This is a genomic window from Kitasatospora sp. NPDC058162 (assembly GCF_042884005.1).
In the GTDB taxonomy this organism is placed as follows: Bacteria; Actinomycetota; Actinomycetes; order Streptomycetales; family Streptomycetaceae; genus Kitasatospora.
This window is the reverse complement of record NZ_JBHVUS010000001.1, coordinates 157,851-172,210: the sequence shown is the minus strand read 5'-3', so window position 1 is coordinate 172,210 and position 14,360 is coordinate 157,851. Positions and strand designations below refer to the sequence as shown.

Genomic DNA, 14,360 nt, shown 5'->3' with positions numbered 1-14,360 from the left:
GCGTAGCGCGGGCGCACCGACGCGGGGTCGGCCCCAGCGGGAGCCCTGACGGAGTCCTCCGTTCTCCTCCCGTCCTGCCCAAGGGGTTTCCTTTGTCGGTCTTCGCCTCCACTGCCCTCCGTTCCTCGGTCGTCTCCCGATTGCGTGCCGCCGGTTGTGTGTTCGCCGAGGACGAGGCCCGGATCCTGCTCGGCTCCGCCGGCACCACCGCCGAACTGGCCGCCATGGTCCGGGCCCGCGCCCAGGGCCGGCCGCTCGAACACGTCGTCGGCTGGGCCGAGTTCGCCGGTCTGCGGATCGCCGTCGACCCGGGCGTGTTCGTCCCGCGCCGACGCAGCGAGTTCCTGGTCGCCGAGGCCGCCCGACTCGCCGGCCCCGGCGCCGTGGTGGTCGACCTGTGCTGCGGCAGCGGTGCCCTCGGCGCCGCCGTCGCGGCTGGCGTCGGCCACCCGGTCGAGCTGTACGCCGCCGACCTCGACCCGGCCGCCGTCCGCTGTGCCCGCCGCAACCTGGCCGGGACGGGCGCGCGGGTTTTCGAGGGCGACCTGTTCGCCCCCCTGCCCGACGCGCTGCGCGGGCGGGTGGAGGTGCTGATCGCCAACGTCCCGTACGTACCGACCGGTGACCTCGGGCTGCTGCCGCCCGAGGCCCGGCTGCACGAGGCCCGGCCCGCGCTGGACGGCGGGGCGGATGGGCTGGACGTGCTGCGCCGGGTGGCCGCGGCGGCGCCGGAGTGGCTGGCGGCGGGCGGGGCGCTGCTGTTCGAGACCAGCGAGCGGCAGGCGGCCGGCGCGCTGGCGGTCGCCCGGGCCGCAGGCCTGGCGGCGGTGGTGAGACGGGCGGAGGAACTGGACGCCACGGTGGTCACGGCGACCCGAGGCTGATCCCGGAGGCCCGTGGTTGATCCTGGAAACGGCCGACAGCCCGGCCACCGTACCCCCGTGACGGTGGCCGGGCCGTCGGTCAGATCCTGGCGCCGTACACGTGGTCGACCGGGATGGTGAGCAGCACGCGGCGGTCGGCGACCATGACCGCGCGGTACTCCGTCCAGTCGGGGTGCTCGCCGGCGGCCCGTCGGTAGTAGTCGACCAGGGCGTCGACCTCCGGCCCGTCCGGGTCGGTGCCCGGGCCGGTGAGAGTGGCGGTGCCCTCGGCGGTGGTCCAGGAGCGTCCCTCCGGTCCGGTCACCTCCAGGCTGACCCGTGGGTCCCGGCGCAGGTTCGCGGTCTTGGCCAGCCCCTCCCGGGTGGAGATCAGGATGACGTTCGCCTCGCGGTCGTAGAACGGCAGCACGGGGGAGAGCTGGGGCCGCCCGTCGGCCTTGATGGTGGCGAGGATGCCGAGGCGGCTCTGGGCGAGGAGCGCGTACGGGTCGTGTGCGGTGGCGGTCATGGGAGCAATCATCGGGCCTCACACCGGTGTGAAGGTCAAGGCCCGCCAGGCGTGTTGCGTCACTGACGCCTGGTTGGCCCCGAAAGATGAGGATCCGGGGAATCGCCGGTGGCGGCCGCCGTCCGGGGTCTAGGGTCGGGAGCCGACGGGATGTGACGACCCGTCACCGAGTGCTGATCCGAACCGAGGGAGCACCGCGCGATGGCTGCCGACTACCGGCCCAGGGAAGTCCTGGAATTCTCCGACGACCTGCACCACGACGACGTCACCCCGCTGCAGGCCTTCCTGACCGCCCGGCTCCGTGAGGTCGTCGAGGCCCAACCCGAGGGCAGCGCCGTCCGCTTCGCGGCCGAACGCCTCGCCCACATCACCCTCCACGACTGCATCCACCTCGGCGACCTGCTCCTCGCCTGGAGCGAGGTGGTGGTCGACGACCGGGTCGAGGTGCCCGGGGAGACCCAACGGCTGCGCCAGGACGTCATGTTGTGGTGGGAGCGGCTGTGCGAGACGGCCGACGGCTTCCGCGACCACCCCGACCACAACCCCCGGTGGCGGGCGCTGCAGTTCCTGAACCTCGCCCACGCGGAGCTGATGGCGAGCCTGACGGACCTCTCGCGGGGCGGCTACGGGGACGGGGCGCATCCGTGAGCGGGTGACGCGGGCCGGGACGGACCGCTCCCGCTCAGGCGGTCACCGACACGCGGCCGACGGCGGCGGCGAGCGCGGCGGCCGTCCGTCGGACATCCGCCTCCGTGGTGCGCCAGTTGCTGAACGCCGCGCGCAGGGCGGGCAGTCCGGCGTAGCGGGTCGGGGTGAGGAAGGCCTCCTCGGAGAGCTCGGCGGCGAGGGCGGCCAGGCGCTCCGGCGTGGGGTCGTCGGCGAGGGTGAAGCAGACCACGTTGAGGCGGACCGGGGCGAGCAGCCGCAGGCCGTCGATCGCCCCGATCGCCTCGCCGAGCGCGTGGGCACCGGCGATGCAGCGCTCCACGATCTCGCGGTGGCCGGCCCGGCCGTAGGCGCGCAGGGTGAACCAGGCGGCCAGCGCGCGCAGGCGGTGCGAGTTCTCCGGGGTCAGGTGCACCAGGTCGGGGTGCTCGCCGATCGGCCCGAGGTAGGCGGCGGCGTTCTGGAAGACCCGGGCCTGGAGGTCGCGGCGGCGGGTGAACTGCACGGCGCTGTCGTAGGGCACGTTGAGCCACTTGTGCAGGTCCACGCAGACCGAGTCGGCGAGGTCCAGCCCGGCCACCAGCTCCGCGTGGCGCGGCGAGAGGGCGGCGAAGGCGCCGAAGGCGGCGTCCACGTGCAGCCAGAACCCGTAGCGGTCGCGGAGCGCGGCGATCGCCCGCAGGTCGTCGAAGTCGACGGTGTTCACGGTGCCCGCGTTGGCGACCACGATGCACGGGCCGTCGGCCTCGGCGAGCGCCCGTTCCAGCGCGGCCACGTCCACGGCCTCCCGGCCGGGCAGGGTGGGGACGGCGGTCAGCGCGGTGCGGCCGAGACCCAGGACGGACAGCGCCTTGGCGATGCTGGAGTGCGCGCTGCCCGACAGCACCCGCACCCGGCCCAGCGCGGCGACCCCGTCCTCGGCCACGTCCACCCCGAGCCGCTCGCCCAGCCACTCCCGGGCGATCGCCAGGCCCACGGTGTTGGACTGGGTGGCGCCGCTGACGAAGGTGCCGCTGTGCGCGGAGGAGAGTCCGAACAGGTCGCGCAGCCAGCCGACCGTCTCCCGCTCCAGGTGCTGGCCGGCCGGGTCGAGCGAGGAGTTGGAGTTCTGGTCGGCGGTGGCGGTCAGCCAGTCGCCCACCAGCGCGGCCGGGGTCGCCCCGCCCGTCACGAACCCGAAGTAGCGCGGCCCGGCACTGGCCGACAGCCTCGGCTCCCAGCGCTCGCCGAACTCCGCCAGCGCCGCCCGCAGCCCACCGCCGTCCTCGCGCAGCGGCACCGACGGCACCGGCCGGTCGGCCTGCCGGGGGATCACCGGCCGGTCGTCGAGCCCGGCGAGGAAGCCGACGGCCCGCAGCCGTGCCTCCTCCAACAGGGCGGGCAACTGGTCGAGGTCGGCGGCGAGTTCGCGGTGCATGAGGGGTCTCCGTTGATCGATGGTCAGGCCGACGCTAGTGGGGGGACGGAGAGGGTGTCGCGGGCCAATCCGCGGCCGGTGGCCTGGGCGGTCGGTCCGAGCGCTTGCGAAGTCGGGGGCTCGGGTGGCCACTCACCGGGATGGCATGCCTCCGTGCGGAAGGCTGACCACCAGCGGCACAGACCCTTCAGCAAGGTAGAAGTGCCCGGGGAAGTAGTCGACGTGCAGGTGGCCACCGTCCTCGGCCTCGGCCATGCCCTGCAGGTTGTCCGCGAGCACCGCCCTGCCGGCGGAGTCACCGCTGATCACAAGGACCTGCCGCTCGGAGTCGAGGTGGATAAGGACCCCGGGACCGGAGGCATCCCTGACTTCGACCCCTGCCAGTTCGACCCCCGCCAGGACGTTGCTGCCCGGCGAGGACGTGGAGCCGAGCAGCCCCTCGCCCTTGGCCACCGCGCTCGCCAAACGGCTCAGTTCTTCCGCCGACCCACTGACTTCCACTTCACGGTATGCGGGGTCAGAGACCAGTTTCACCGATGTGCTCCTTCAGAGTTGGACTCCCACGATGCATGCTGACAATCGTCTAGTGTGCCGGTATGAATCTCAGCGGCTTCCCCTTCACCGCCACCGACTGGAGCCAGGTCCGCGAGGAGCGCAAGCCGGGCGAGAGCGGTGAAGTGACCAGTCGGGTCCAGCAGTTCGGCGCCGTGCGGGTCCGGCGGGTGGACTACAGCCCCGGGTACGTCGCGGACCACTGGTGTCGCAAGGGGCACGTGCTGTACGTCCTGGAGGGCGAGCTCGTCACCATGCTCGACGACGGCCGCGTCGTGGTCACCGGGGCGGGCGGCAGCTACCAGGTGGCCGACGACGCCGAGGCGCACCGCTCCAGTGCGCCGAACGGCGCCAGCCTGCTGATCATCGACTGACGGACGTAAACGCGATTGCGAGTATCAGCGGCGGCGGCACCTGGTACAGCCACGTCGGTGACCTGGATTTCCTCACCGCGTGGTTCGGGCACCCCGAGTTCCGCATGCTCAAGTGACCTTCGGTGGTGGTGAGGTGCCGGTCAGGGGCGGGGCGCGGTGGCGAGCAGGTCGGTGACGGCGGCACGGAGGGCGTCGTCCTCGGTGAAGGCGCGCCAGTCGGCGGAGGCGGTGAGGCGTTCGTCCTGGTGGAGTACCTCGGCGAGGACGGTGGCGGTGGGGTGGACGGCCGGTCCGCCGATCCGGGTGAGGTGGCGGACGGCGGCCGGCATCGCCGGGAGGTAGCGGCCCTGGAGGAGGGGGCGGCAGACGGCGAGCAGTGCCGGGACGGCGGTGTCGGTGTCGCCGGTCGCGGCCCACAGTGCGTGGGCGGCCTCGACGGCTGTCCACGGGTCCCGGTCGGCCGTCAGCTCGCGCAGGCGGTCCGCGTACGGGGCAGCGTGCGGGCCGAGGTCGGCGAGGCGGCGCAGCGCCGGGTGCCGGAACCGGCCCTCGGTGGCGGCCGGGCCGATCACGGCGAGGGCGGGGCCCGGCTCGCCGCCGACCCGGTAGGCCGCCCAGGCGGCCAGGACGGCGTGCCGGCCGCTGGCGGCTTCGGTCTCGGCTTCGGCAGTGGCGGCTGCGGCGCGGGAGCGCAGGGCATCGTGGGCCGCTCCGCCTGCCGGGCCGATGCTTCCTAGGGCCGTCGCGGCGTGCATCCAGGTGGACTCGCCGTCGAGCAGGGCCAGCAGCTCCGGCAGCGCGGCGGTGGCGAGCGCCCCCCAGACGGAGAGCACCTCGCAGAGGGAGCGGACCAGCTGGGGGTGGTCGGTGTCGCGCAGCCTGACGCGGATCGCGGGAACGAATCGATCGGCGTGGTCCTGGAGCGGGATCAGCAGCTCGTGGAGCGCGGGCAGTTCGGGCCAGTGCGTGGAGCCGAGCCGGGAGCGGTGCGTGGACGAGCAGGGGAAGCCGAGCCGGGGGCCGGTGAGCCGGTCGACGAGGGCGGGGACGCAGCGCGGGTCGCCCATCCGGGCCAGTGCCCAGACGGCCGCGTCGGCGACGGTCCCGCTGTTGCCGAACACGCCGGTGTCGTCGAGGAGTCCGGCCACCGCGTCGCCGTGGGCGGCCGCGTCCGGACCGAGACAGGCCAGCAACTCGGTGGCACGGAAGCGGACTTCGGGGTCCGGGTCGGTCAGGCGGGCGGCGATGCCCGGCAGCAGGGCGGGGGTGTGCGAGCGCCGCTGGGAGAGCAGCCAGCCGGCCAGGGAGAGCGCGCCCGCGCGCTGCTCCGCGTCGGGGTGGTCGGCGAGCAGGCCGAGGACGTACGGGGTGGCGGAGTCCTGGTAGAGGTCCGCCGTCCAGCTCTGCATCCCGAGGACCCCGCAGCCCGCCGTGCCGGTCTCCCGCCAGAGCCCCACGCCCGGGTCGCGCAGCGCTGCCAGGACGGCGCCAAGGTGGCGGGGCGCGAGGCCGGGGTCGGTGGGGGCCAGGGCATGGACGGCGGCGAGGCGGAGTTGGGGTTCGCGGTCCGCGAGCAGGCGGTGCAGCAGGGCGAGGGCCTCGGTGCCCCGGTCGCCGGTGGGCCGGCGGAGGGCGGCGCACCCGAGGGCGAGGGCGAGGTCCAGGCGGGTGGCCGGGTCCCGTTCGGCGTCCCACTGCGCCAGCAGGGCGGGCAGGGTCAGCTCGCCCGGGCTCGCGCACCTGCCGACGGCGTCGATCGCGGCGCGCCGGATCCGGGGCTCCGGGTCGGCGAGCAGCCGCAGGAGGTCGGGCAGCGCGCGCTCCCAGGCCGGGCCCCAGGCCGGGTCGACCCGCTCCGGTGCGACGAGCGCGGCGGTGTCGGCCAGATTGGTCAGTAGCTCCAGGAGCTCGAGGCGGACCGGGTTGTCCGGCCGGGCGGCCAGGTCCACCAGGAACGGGAGCGTGGCGGGGGCGGCGGAGCAGATCCCGCCGCCCTGGTGGAAGACGGCGGCGTCCAGCTTCCCCGCGGCCTGGACGGCGTCCTCCTGGTCCGGCCCGGCGCAGCGGCGCAGTAGGCCGGGCACGTCGTGCGCGGAGCCGTAGTTGTGGCGGAGCCCCGCCCAGTCGATCGTGTCCAGTCCCTCCCACATGCGGAAGGACTCTACCGCCGGGGCAGTTCGGCCTGCCGGACCGCCCGGGAGCTCAGGGCGTAGAGCCCGCCGAGGCAGGAGAACGCGCCGCAGCCGAGGAACACCGGGGCCGCGCCCCAGACGCCGATGGCGGCGCCGACCAGGGGGTAGCTGAGCGGGGCGAGGCCGACCATGGTGAGCATCACGACCGAGGTGACCCGGCCTAGGTAGGCGGGGTCGGCGGTGGTCTGGACGAGGGCGCCGTCCAGGGTGCCGAAGACGCCCGCGGTCAGGCCGACCAGCGCGGCGAGCACCGCGGCGGAGGACAGGTCGGGGACCAGCCCCAGGACGGCCGCTCCGATGCTGCCCAGCAGCAGGGTGACGGACATGGTCAGACCGGCCCGGGGCAGCCGGCCGACGACGGCGAGCAGGGTGGCCCCGACGGTGGCGCCCGCTCCGAAGCAGGCGACGATCAGGCCGTAGCCGGACGGGCCCCAGCCGCGCTCGGCGTTGAGCAGCACCATGCCGACGTTGAGGGTGCCGATCAGGCCGAGCTCGCAGACGGCGCCGGCCAGGACCAGCGGGCCGAGCAGCCGGTGGCGGCGGATGTAGCGCAGGCCGTCGACCAAGTCCGCGCGGGCGGTGCTGCGTTCGGCGGGGGTGGCGGGGGCCCGTCCGGCTACGGCCTGATCGTGGTCCGGGGGTGGAGCGAGGGGGCGGATCCGGACCGACAGCAGCAGCGGCAGCGAGACGGCGAACAGCACGCCCGCGACGGTGAAGGCCGCGGCCGGGCCGCCGAGGCCCATGGCCACGCCGCCGAGCGGCGGGCCGGCGATCTGGCCCAGGCGCATCGCGAGGGAGCGCAGGCCGGTGACGCGGGCCAGCTGGTCGGCACCGGTGATCCGGGGCGGAAGGGCGCCGACGGCAGGGACGAACAGGGCGTCCACGGCACCGAACACGAGGGCCACCGCGACCAGCAGCCAGAGGGCGGGCGTGGTCAGGGCGATGGCGGCGGCGACGGAGAGGATCAGCAGACAGCGCACGGCGTCGCTGGCGAGGATCACCCGGCGGGGATCGAGCCGGTCCGCGACCACCCCGCCGGCGAGCATCAGCACCGCCCGGGGCAGCGCCCCGGCGGCCATCACCAGGCCGACCTCGGCCGGGCCGGCGGCCCGCTGGGCGGACCAGCCGAGGGCGAGGAAGTAGACGCTGTCGCCGACCAGGGACGCGGTGTAGGCGGTGAGCCAGCGCAGCACGTTGGGGTCGCGGTGGGCGGGGGCGTTCCCGGTGGCAGCGGCGGCGGGTATGGACGGGGGCGTCTCGAGCGTGGCCATTTCGGGGCTCCGAGGGGTCGGGTGGGGGTGGGGTGGAGCCGGTGGGTGTGTCACGGACGGAACGGGAAGCCGTACACGTGGACGGCCACGTGCTCGCGTCCCTCGGTGGCGCCGGCCGCGCGGGCCGCCTTGCCGCGCTCCCGCCAGCGGCGGCCGAGCTCCTGCAACTCGTCGCTCAGCTCGGCGAGTTCGGCGGGCGTGAGGTCGAGCAGCCACTCGGCGCTGAACGCGGCGTCCGTCCACTCCGAGCCCCAGGCGGAGGTCTGGTCCAGGTAGGTGCGGTACTGCGCGACCCGGGTGTCGACCAGGCTGCGGGTGACGGTGCCGACGACGGCCGCGCCCTCCGGCGTGCCGGCGAGGTCCGACTCGCGGAAGCCCCAGCCCTCCTCCGAGGAGACCTGCCACCAGCGTTCCCGCCCGTCGGTGCTCTGCGTCTCCGCCTCGGTGACGAAGCCGTGCTCGGCGAGCTTGCGCAGGTGGTAGCTGACCAGCGACGGTGCCTGGTCGACCTGCTCCGCGAGCTGCGAGGCGGTGGCGGTGCCGGCGGCGTAGAGCAGGCGGTAGAGCTGCATGCGCAGCGGGTTGGTGAACGCCTTGAGACGGGAGAGGTCGGTGATCCGCTCCGGCTGGGGGCTCTGGGGTTGGGGCTGGGGCGGCTGCTGGGGCTGGTTCGGTTCGGGGGCCTGGGGCATGGCTCCACCGTAAGTCCGAAAGAAAAGTTGCGCAATGAAAACTGCGAAAGGAAAGTTTCTGATCTTCGTGCGCTACTGCCGCAGCGTGACGGTGCGCGGGCCCGCGAACGGGGCGAGGGAGCGGACGGTCGTCGGTACGTGGAGTTCGGCGTGGCCGGTGAAGAGCGCCCGTACGGTGTCGGGGGAGACCTCGCCGGCCGTGGACAGGGCGACCTGGTCGAGCAGTTCGCGGAGCCCGGCGATGAGGGCCGGCTGGCCGTCGTCGGCGAGCGGACCCCAGGTGTCCCAGAGCAGCGGCTCCCCCGAGTTGAGCATGGCGAGGTCGAGGCGGAGGGCGTGGACGATGAACTGCTCACCGTTGAGCGGCCCCTCCTGCGGCGGGTGGACACCGAAGGCGGCGGGGTCGGCCTCGCCCGTGCGGATCGCCCGCCAGACCTCGCCCGCGACCAGGAAGCGCCCGCGCGGGACGTCGAGCGGGTCGAAGTCGGCGTGCCAGGCGTCGCGCACCCTCGGGTCGGCCAGCTGCGGGTCCGCGAGCCGCCAGCCGTGGGTGCTGTCCCAGTACTCGGTGGCGACGTGGTCGCAGTGGAAGCCGTCGGGGCCCAGGTAGTCGGCGAAGCCGGAGCGTAGGCGGGCGGGGGTGTCGGTGTGGCGCAGGAGGGAGCAGAGCAGCAGGGCGAAGTCCCGGCAGACGCCGACGAAGCGGTCGGCGGGGTCGCGGGGCCGGGCCAGCGGGGCGGGGTCGCGGTCGAGGATCAGGCGCAGGATGTCGTCGAGGTAGCGGGTCTCGGCGTCGTGGTGGAGGCGGTGGTCCGGGATCCGGTGCCCGAAAAGCTCGCCCTCCAGGCGGTGGATCATCACGTTGCGGGCGATGGCGGCGAGTTGTGCGGGATCGCGGGGCAGCCCGGCGTAGTGCCGGACCTGGGCGCCGGGATCGGAGAAGACGCTGTGCGAGCGGTACACGGATGAACTCCCCTGGGGCATCGGCCGCGTGGCCGATGCCGGGCCGGTGCCGTCCACCGTGGCAAAATTCGCGGCCGAATGTCCAGGGTTCCCGTCCGGGGAGGGGGCGGTCCCGCGTCAGCGGGGGAGGGTGGGGACGGCGCCGCCCTCGGCGAGGTCGACGTGGACGCCGGGCAGGCCGCGGGACCAGGCGGTGGCGACGGGGGTGAGCCGGTCGCGGGGGAGTGGGTCGGGGCCGAGGCCGATGGGGAAGTGCGTGCGGCCGTCGCGGCTCCGGTAGGGCTGGGGCCAGGCGTGGAGGTGGGTGGCGCCGGCTTCCTCGAGGGCGGTGAGGAGGCTGCGCAGGCGGCCGCGGGCGGGGCCGGCGGACTCCCGGTCGGCGGTGACCACGGCCCAGGCGGCGTGGCGGCGGTGCAGCGGGGACGGGGTGAGCAGGGCGGGCCAGGGGTCGGGGTCGGTGGTGGTGAGCTCCCAGGCGCGGTAGAGCTCCTCGGTGAGCAGGTCGCGGGTGTCCGGGCCGACCTGGGTGGTGCAGCTGCGGACCGGGGCGGAGGGGGTGAGGACGGTCAGCGGGGCGGCCGGTTCGATGCTGAACTCCCCGGTGAGGGAGGCGGGTTGACGCCAGTCCCAGGAGGCCCAGGTCTCGGTGAAGCGCTGGAACAGGTCGTCCTCGGCGGGGGCGTCCTGCAGTGGTTCCGGCGCGTCGAGGACGGTCCGGGCGGCGAGCACCGACCAGGCCAGCGAGGGCAGTTGACCGAAGGGCGCGCCGTCCAGGCCGCGGGCCCGGGCCCAGGACTTGACCTGCCGGGCCAGCCGGACGAAGTGGGGGTGCCGCTCGCCGAGCGCGGACAGGATCGCCTCGGCGTCGGTGACGGCGCTCAGCGCGACGGCCGCCGCCTCGCCCAACTCGGCGCGACGGGCGACTGCTTGGGCGGGGTCGAGGGCGCCGGTGAACACCACGACGAGGTCGACGGTCAGCCCGTCCGCCTCCAGCCGCAGTCCCGGCACCCGGGCGCCGCGCACCTCACGAACCCGGCGGGCCTGCGGCAGCGCGGCCGCGACCCGGGCCAGCACCCCGGGCAGGTCGGCCGGGCCGGGCAGCGCCGCCACCAAGTCCAGGTCGCCACCGTCCAGCTGGCAGCCCAGCCGCCGGGAGCCGACCAGGTGGACGACTCCCTCGGGCAGTGCCGCGGCCAGCCGGCGGGCCAACGCGTCGGCTTGGGAGGTGCGTTGAGGCGACTCGGGGTGGAGCGTGACCGTCGATTCCTCCGGCAGCACCCGCACCTCGCCCGTCCCCAGGGTGACCACCGCGCGCGGGCGCATCGGCTCCTCGCCCCGCCGGGAGAGCACGACCAGCTCGCCCACCCGGGCGTCCGTCCCGCGCAGCCGGGCGGCGCAGTCGGCGGCCACCCGCTGGGGGTCGTCGCTGCGCCCGAGAGTGAGGTGCGGGGTGTAGTCCTCGGCGCGGCCCCGGCAGCGGGGGAAGCGGCGTTCCAGGGCGTGCCGCAGCTCCGCCCAGGGTTCGGCCGCGGCGGCGGCCGGGTCCAGCCAGACCGTGGCGTCCTCGCGGTGGCCGAAGGTGTGCACGCCCTCCAGCCGGGCGGTGAACGGGGCGAGCTCGGCGGCGGCCGTGCCGAGCAGCGGCAGGGCGCGGTCGAACTCGAACTCCGGTACGAAGCCGAACAGCAGGTTGACGTGCGGGGGCCAGCGGTACAGCTGCGGGTCGTAGGCGGCGCGCAGCTGCTGGATCGGCGGCCACAGTTCCTCGGGCGGCAGCCAGGCGACGGCGGTCCGGGCGGTGGGTGCGGCGTCGAGGGCCTCGGGGGCGGGGGAACCGCCGAGGGCGAGGTCGACGGCCACGCCGTAGTGGTCGGAGGGGTGGAGGCCGTCGGTGCTCGGGCGGTTGCCGAGCAGGGTGGCGGCGGTGGCGCGGGCCCGGTCGGAGCGGTGCAGGACGCGGTCGATCCGGCCCGGGCGGCCGGTGAGCGAGGAGACGGCGGCGAGCGGGTTGGCGGTCGGGTCGAAGGTGGGGGTGTCGTCGGCCGGGCCGTGCACCTCGGTCCAGGCGTCCCGCAGGCCGAGTGCGGCAGCGGGCCCGGACGGGCCGGTGCGGGCGTCGTTGAAGTCGCCGAGCAGCAGCAGTTCGCCCTCGATGCCGGCCAGGCCCTCGGCGAGCCGGGCGAGTTCGGCCTGGCGGCGGGCGGGTCCGTCGGTCGAGTGGTCGCTGCTGAGGTGGACGGCGGCGACGGTCAGCGGGGTGTCGGCGGTCCGCACGGTGACGGCGGTGACGGCCTTGTGCGGGCCGAGCGCGTGGCGCCCCGCCTCCAGCACCGGGAGGCGGCTGAGCAGCAGCAGACCGTACTCGGGCACGTCGCGGCCGGACGGGTCGGTGCCGAGGACATAGCGTTCGCGGACCCAGGGCTCGGCCAGCAGCTGGACGACCAGGGCCGGCTCGACCTCCTGGAGCGCGATGACGTCGGCGTCGGCGGCCGCCAGCTCGGCGAGCAGCAGCGGTCGGCGGCGGGCGGTGGCGATCCGGTCGGCGTCGTAGCGGTCCCACAGGGTGTTCCAGGTGACCACGCGCAGGGTGTCCGCGGTGGCCCTGGCTGTGGTGTCGGGCCCGGTGCCGGCCCGGTGGTGGGGCTGCCAGCCGCCGTCCGGCCGCCAGGCGTACGGGGTGGCGGCGGTGAAGAAGGGCGCGGGCAGGTGGCGCGGTTCGGCACGGTGACCGGCCTCGGTGGTGTCCAGGACGTCCACGCCGGTGCCGCGGTCCCACACCACGACGCCGTCGGCCTCGACCCAGTACACCCGGTGCCAGGGGATCTCGCCGGAGGCGGTGAAGGCCTCCAGCGGGATGCGCTCGGTGCGGTCGTCGCGCTGGCGCACGCCCAGGACGAACCGGGCCGGGTCGAAGCGGGCGTCCCAGCGGATGCGCTGGCAGACCTGTTCGATGGGGCGCATCAGTCCTCCTCGGAGTCGAGCGAGCCCGCCGTGTCCTCCACGGTGCCACCCGGGCCGACGTACCAGGTACGGTGCGCCTGGCCGGGGTAGGGCGGGCTGTAGCGGTGCAGTTGGGCGGTGAGCACCTCGGGCGGTACCGGGTGCAGGCGGACGGCGTTGCGGCGCAGCAGCTCCTGCTCGCCGACCAGCAGCACCACCTGGGTGAGCAGGGCATCGCGGCGCCGGGCGGTGCCGTGGACGTGCGAGCGCTGCTCGCGGTTGAGCGAAGTGGCGTCCCAGACGACGGTGGCGGCCGGTTCGGCCAGGGCACCGTCCAATCGGGCCAGGGCGGTGCGCAGCACCTCGGGGTTGTTGCGCTGGTCGGCGCGCGAGCCGCGGGCGGCGCGCAGGTCGTCCAGGCTGATCCGGGCGGAGACGCCGGGCAGGGCGGCGGAGAAGGTGCTCTTGCCGCTGCCGGACGGGCCGCTCAGGTGGACCAGGCGGGGGAAGCGGCCGTCGCGCCAGCGCCAGGTGGCGGCGACCGCCTCCTCGACGGTGCTGATCCGGCCGAGCGCGTACGCCTCACGGGCCTGGGCCCAGCAGCGGTCGGCGGCGTCAGGGCCGTCGGGGCTGTCGGCGGCGAGGTCGGCGAGGGCCTCGCGCAGGCCGGTGCGCAGCCAGGCCAGCGGGTCGGCGCCGAGTAGCCCGGCGTCCTCGGCGTGCAGGGCGGACCAGGCGACCTGCTCGCGCTCCGCCGGGCCGGGGGCGGCGGCCGCGGCCACCGCGTGCAGCACGCCGAGGTCGGCGGCGCTCGCGAGCCGGACCAGTCCGGTGCGGCGCTCGGCGTCCGGGTACGGCTGCTGGAGGCCGGCCTGGAGGCCGACCAGGTCGGCGACCCGGCGGGCCAGGGGCAGGCCGAGGCGGTCGGCGAGCCGGGGTGCGAGCGACTCGCGGCGGGCGGTGCGCAGTGCGGTGGCGAGCACGCCGGCCAGGCGGGCGTCGCCGGTGCGGCCGAGTTCGTCGAGCCGGGCGGAGACGTCGGCCAACTCCTCGGTCAACTCCTCGGCCCGGCGGTCGGGTTCGGGGTGGCGTTCGAACTCGGGCTGCCCTTCGGATCCGTGGTAGCCGCCGAGCTCGGGCAGGCCCAAGGAGGCGGCCAGCAGCGGGAGTTCCGGCACGCGTCCGGAACGGACGTCCCAGAGCGCGGCGTCCGGCCCGAGGCCGTTCTCCACCACCGCGGCGTGCATCCAGTGGGTGTCGGTCCGTACGTGCTGCGGGCGGACCCACTTGGCGACCCGCTCGCCGAACTCGCCCCGGGGGAAGCCCCGGACGGTCCGGACGACGTAGCCCTCCTGCCGGTCGAGGTCCAGGCGCAGGGCGCGCAGGGCTCGTTCGTCGTAGCGGCCGCGCCAGAGCACCCGGGGGGTCGGCACGCCGAGGCGGCGCAGGAAGCGCACGGTGGCGTCCCAGTCCAGGCAGTGGTCCTGGTCGGTCCAGACCGAGAAGCCGTAGAACCAGCTGTCCAGCTCGGTGTACGGGATGGAGTGCCGGGCGAACAGGTTCTCGCCGCAGATCCGCCAGCCGTCCGGGATGCGGGCACCGACCCGGTTCTGCAGGCCCTTGACCCAGGCCCGGGAGGGGTGGTGGGCGGAGTCCAGCGAGCGGGCGTGCAGGCCGTCGGGGTAGAGCGTGGTGTTCTCGCCGTCCATCTTCTCGGTGACGACGACCTCCGCCCCGGCGAGGCCGGAGACGTCCCCGGTCCGTACGTCGTCCGCCGCGGCCCCCGGTGACCAGGGGAGATGCGGCGTCCGGGGGTAGTGCACTCGCATGTCCGGCTCCCTGAACGTCCTTGATCCGGCGGACACTGTAGGAGCCGGTGAGAGGTGAGGGCCACCGATTAA

General features: G+C 75.1%; 13 protein-coding genes. 4 read left to right on the top strand and 9 right to left on the bottom strand.

Annotated elements, in window-relative coordinates:
- The first annotated feature begins 92 nt into the window (after nucleotides 1–92).
- Nucleotides 93–884 (top strand): putative protein N(5)-glutamine methyltransferase, encoded by a 792-nt coding sequence (locus ACFVXG_RS00675; protein ID WP_387922929.1) that lies wholly within the window; start codon nucleotides 93–95, stop codon nucleotides 882–884.
- Nucleotides 885–963: 79 nt separating this feature from the next.
- Here ACFVXG_RS00675 and ACFVXG_RS00670 read toward each other — a convergent pair whose 3' ends face one another.
- Nucleotides 964–1,392, bottom strand: coding sequence for a PPOX class F420-dependent oxidoreductase (locus tag ACFVXG_RS00670; protein ID WP_387922928.1), 429 nt, complete (start codon nucleotides 1,390–1,392; stop codon nucleotides 964–966).
- Nucleotides 1,393–1,593: 201 nt separating this feature from the next.
- Between ACFVXG_RS00670 and ACFVXG_RS00665 the strand changes: the two genes are divergently transcribed.
- On the top strand, nucleotides 1,594–2,040 hold the full coding sequence (locus ACFVXG_RS00665) for a hypothetical protein (protein ID WP_387922926.1): 447 nt from the start codon (nucleotides 1,594–1,596) through the stop codon (nucleotides 2,038–2,040).
- Nucleotides 2,041–2,074: 34 nt separating this feature from the next.
- Here ACFVXG_RS00665 and ACFVXG_RS00660 read toward each other — a convergent pair whose 3' ends face one another.
- Together ACFVXG_RS00660 and ACFVXG_RS00655 are read right to left on the bottom strand one after the other, a co-directional pair.
- A complete protein-coding gene (locus ACFVXG_RS00660; protein WP_387922924.1) occupies nucleotides 2,075–3,475 on the bottom strand; it encodes a pyridoxal phosphate-dependent decarboxylase family protein in 1,401 nt (466 codons plus the stop codon).
- A gap of 132 nt (nucleotides 3,476–3,607) precedes the next feature.
- Nucleotides 3,608–4,009, bottom strand: coding sequence for a hypothetical protein (locus ACFVXG_RS00655; protein ID WP_387922922.1), 402 nt, complete (start codon nucleotides 4,007–4,009; stop codon nucleotides 3,608–3,610).
- A gap of 62 nt (nucleotides 4,010–4,071) precedes the next feature.
- Here ACFVXG_RS00655 and ACFVXG_RS00650 point away from each other — a divergent pair, with 62 nt between their 5' ends.
- A complete protein-coding gene (locus ACFVXG_RS00650) occupies nucleotides 4,072–4,401 on the top strand; it encodes a DHCW motif cupin fold protein (RefSeq protein WP_387922920.1) in 330 nt (109 codons plus the stop codon).
- Entirely contained in the window at nucleotides 4,398–4,517 is a 120-nt protein-coding gene (locus ACFVXG_RS00645) for a DUF6368 family protein (RefSeq protein ID WP_387923839.1), read from the top strand. Before ACFVXG_RS00650 ends, ACFVXG_RS00645 begins: the two co-directional genes overlap by 4 nt.
- 24 nt (nucleotides 4,518–4,541) lie before the next feature.
- On the opposite strand, the gene ACFVXG_RS00640 is transcribed toward ACFVXG_RS00645, so the two are convergent.
- From ACFVXG_RS00640 to ACFVXG_RS00615, 6 genes are all read right to left on the bottom strand, one after another.
- Complete coding sequence (locus ACFVXG_RS00640) at nucleotides 4,542–6,551, bottom strand: hypothetical protein (RefSeq protein WP_387922918.1); 2,010 nt, start codon at nucleotides 6,549–6,551, stop codon at nucleotides 4,542–4,544.
- An 11-nt stretch (nucleotides 6,552–6,562) separates the two neighbouring features.
- Entirely contained in the window at nucleotides 6,563–7,864 is a 1,302-nt protein-coding gene (locus ACFVXG_RS00635; protein ID WP_387922916.1) for an MFS transporter, read from the bottom strand.
- Between the two features lie 50 nt (nucleotides 7,865–7,914).
- Nucleotides 7,915–8,556, bottom strand: a complete 642-nt coding sequence (locus tag ACFVXG_RS00630) for an ArsR/SmtB family transcription factor (protein ID WP_387922914.1) — start codon at nucleotides 8,554–8,556, stop codon at nucleotides 7,915–7,917.
- A 72-nt stretch (nucleotides 8,557–8,628) separates the two neighbouring features.
- Complete coding sequence (locus ACFVXG_RS00625) at nucleotides 8,629–9,519, bottom strand: transglutaminase-like domain-containing protein (protein ID WP_387922912.1); 891 nt, start codon at nucleotides 9,517–9,519, stop codon at nucleotides 8,629–8,631.
- Between the two features lie 117 nt (nucleotides 9,520–9,636).
- The gene (locus ACFVXG_RS00620; protein WP_387922910.1) at nucleotides 9,637–12,480 is read right to left on the bottom strand and encodes an RNA repair domain-containing protein; all 2,844 of its coding nucleotides are present in this window, start codon (nucleotides 12,478–12,480) and stop codon (nucleotides 9,637–9,639) included.
- A complete protein-coding gene (locus ACFVXG_RS00615) occupies nucleotides 12,480–14,288 on the bottom strand; it encodes an RNA ligase family protein (RefSeq protein WP_387922908.1) in 1,809 nt (602 codons plus the stop codon). The genes ACFVXG_RS00620 and ACFVXG_RS00615 overlap by 1 nt, the downstream gene beginning before the upstream one ends.
- Between the last annotated feature and the right edge of the window lie 72 nt (nucleotides 14,289–14,360).

Coding starts and splice junctions, on each gene's coding strand:
- ACFVXG_RS00660 (WP_387922924.1), bottom strand. CDS start 3,475: ATGCACCGCGAACTCGCCGCCGACCTCGACCAGTTGCCCGCCCTGTTG.
- ACFVXG_RS00670 (WP_387922928.1), bottom strand. CDS start 1,392: ATGACCGCCACCGCACACGACCCGTACGCGCTCCTCGCCCAGAGCCGC.
- ACFVXG_RS00650 (WP_387922920.1), top strand. CDS start 4,072: ATGAATCTCAGCGGCTTCCCCTTCACCGCCACCGACTGGAGCCAGGTC.
- ACFVXG_RS00640 (WP_387922918.1), bottom strand. CDS start 6,551: ATGTGGGAGGGACTGGACACGATCGACTGGGCGGGGCTCCGCCACAAC.
- ACFVXG_RS00630 (WP_387922914.1), bottom strand. CDS start 8,556: ATGCCCCAGGCCCCCGAACCGAACCAGCCCCAGCAGCCGCCCCAGCCC.
- ACFVXG_RS00665 (WP_387922926.1), top strand. CDS start 1,594: ATGGCTGCCGACTACCGGCCCAGGGAAGTCCTGGAATTCTCCGACGAC.
- ACFVXG_RS00615 (WP_387922908.1), bottom strand. CDS start 14,288: ATGCGAGTGCACTACCCCCGGACGCCGCATCTCCCCTGGTCACCGGGG.
- ACFVXG_RS00635 (WP_387922916.1), bottom strand. CDS start 7,864: ATGGCCACGCTCGAGACGCCCCCGTCCATACCCGCCGCCGCTGCCACC.
- ACFVXG_RS00620 (WP_387922910.1), bottom strand. CDS start 12,480: ATGCGCCCCATCGAACAGGTCTGCCAGCGCATCCGCTGGGACGCCCGC.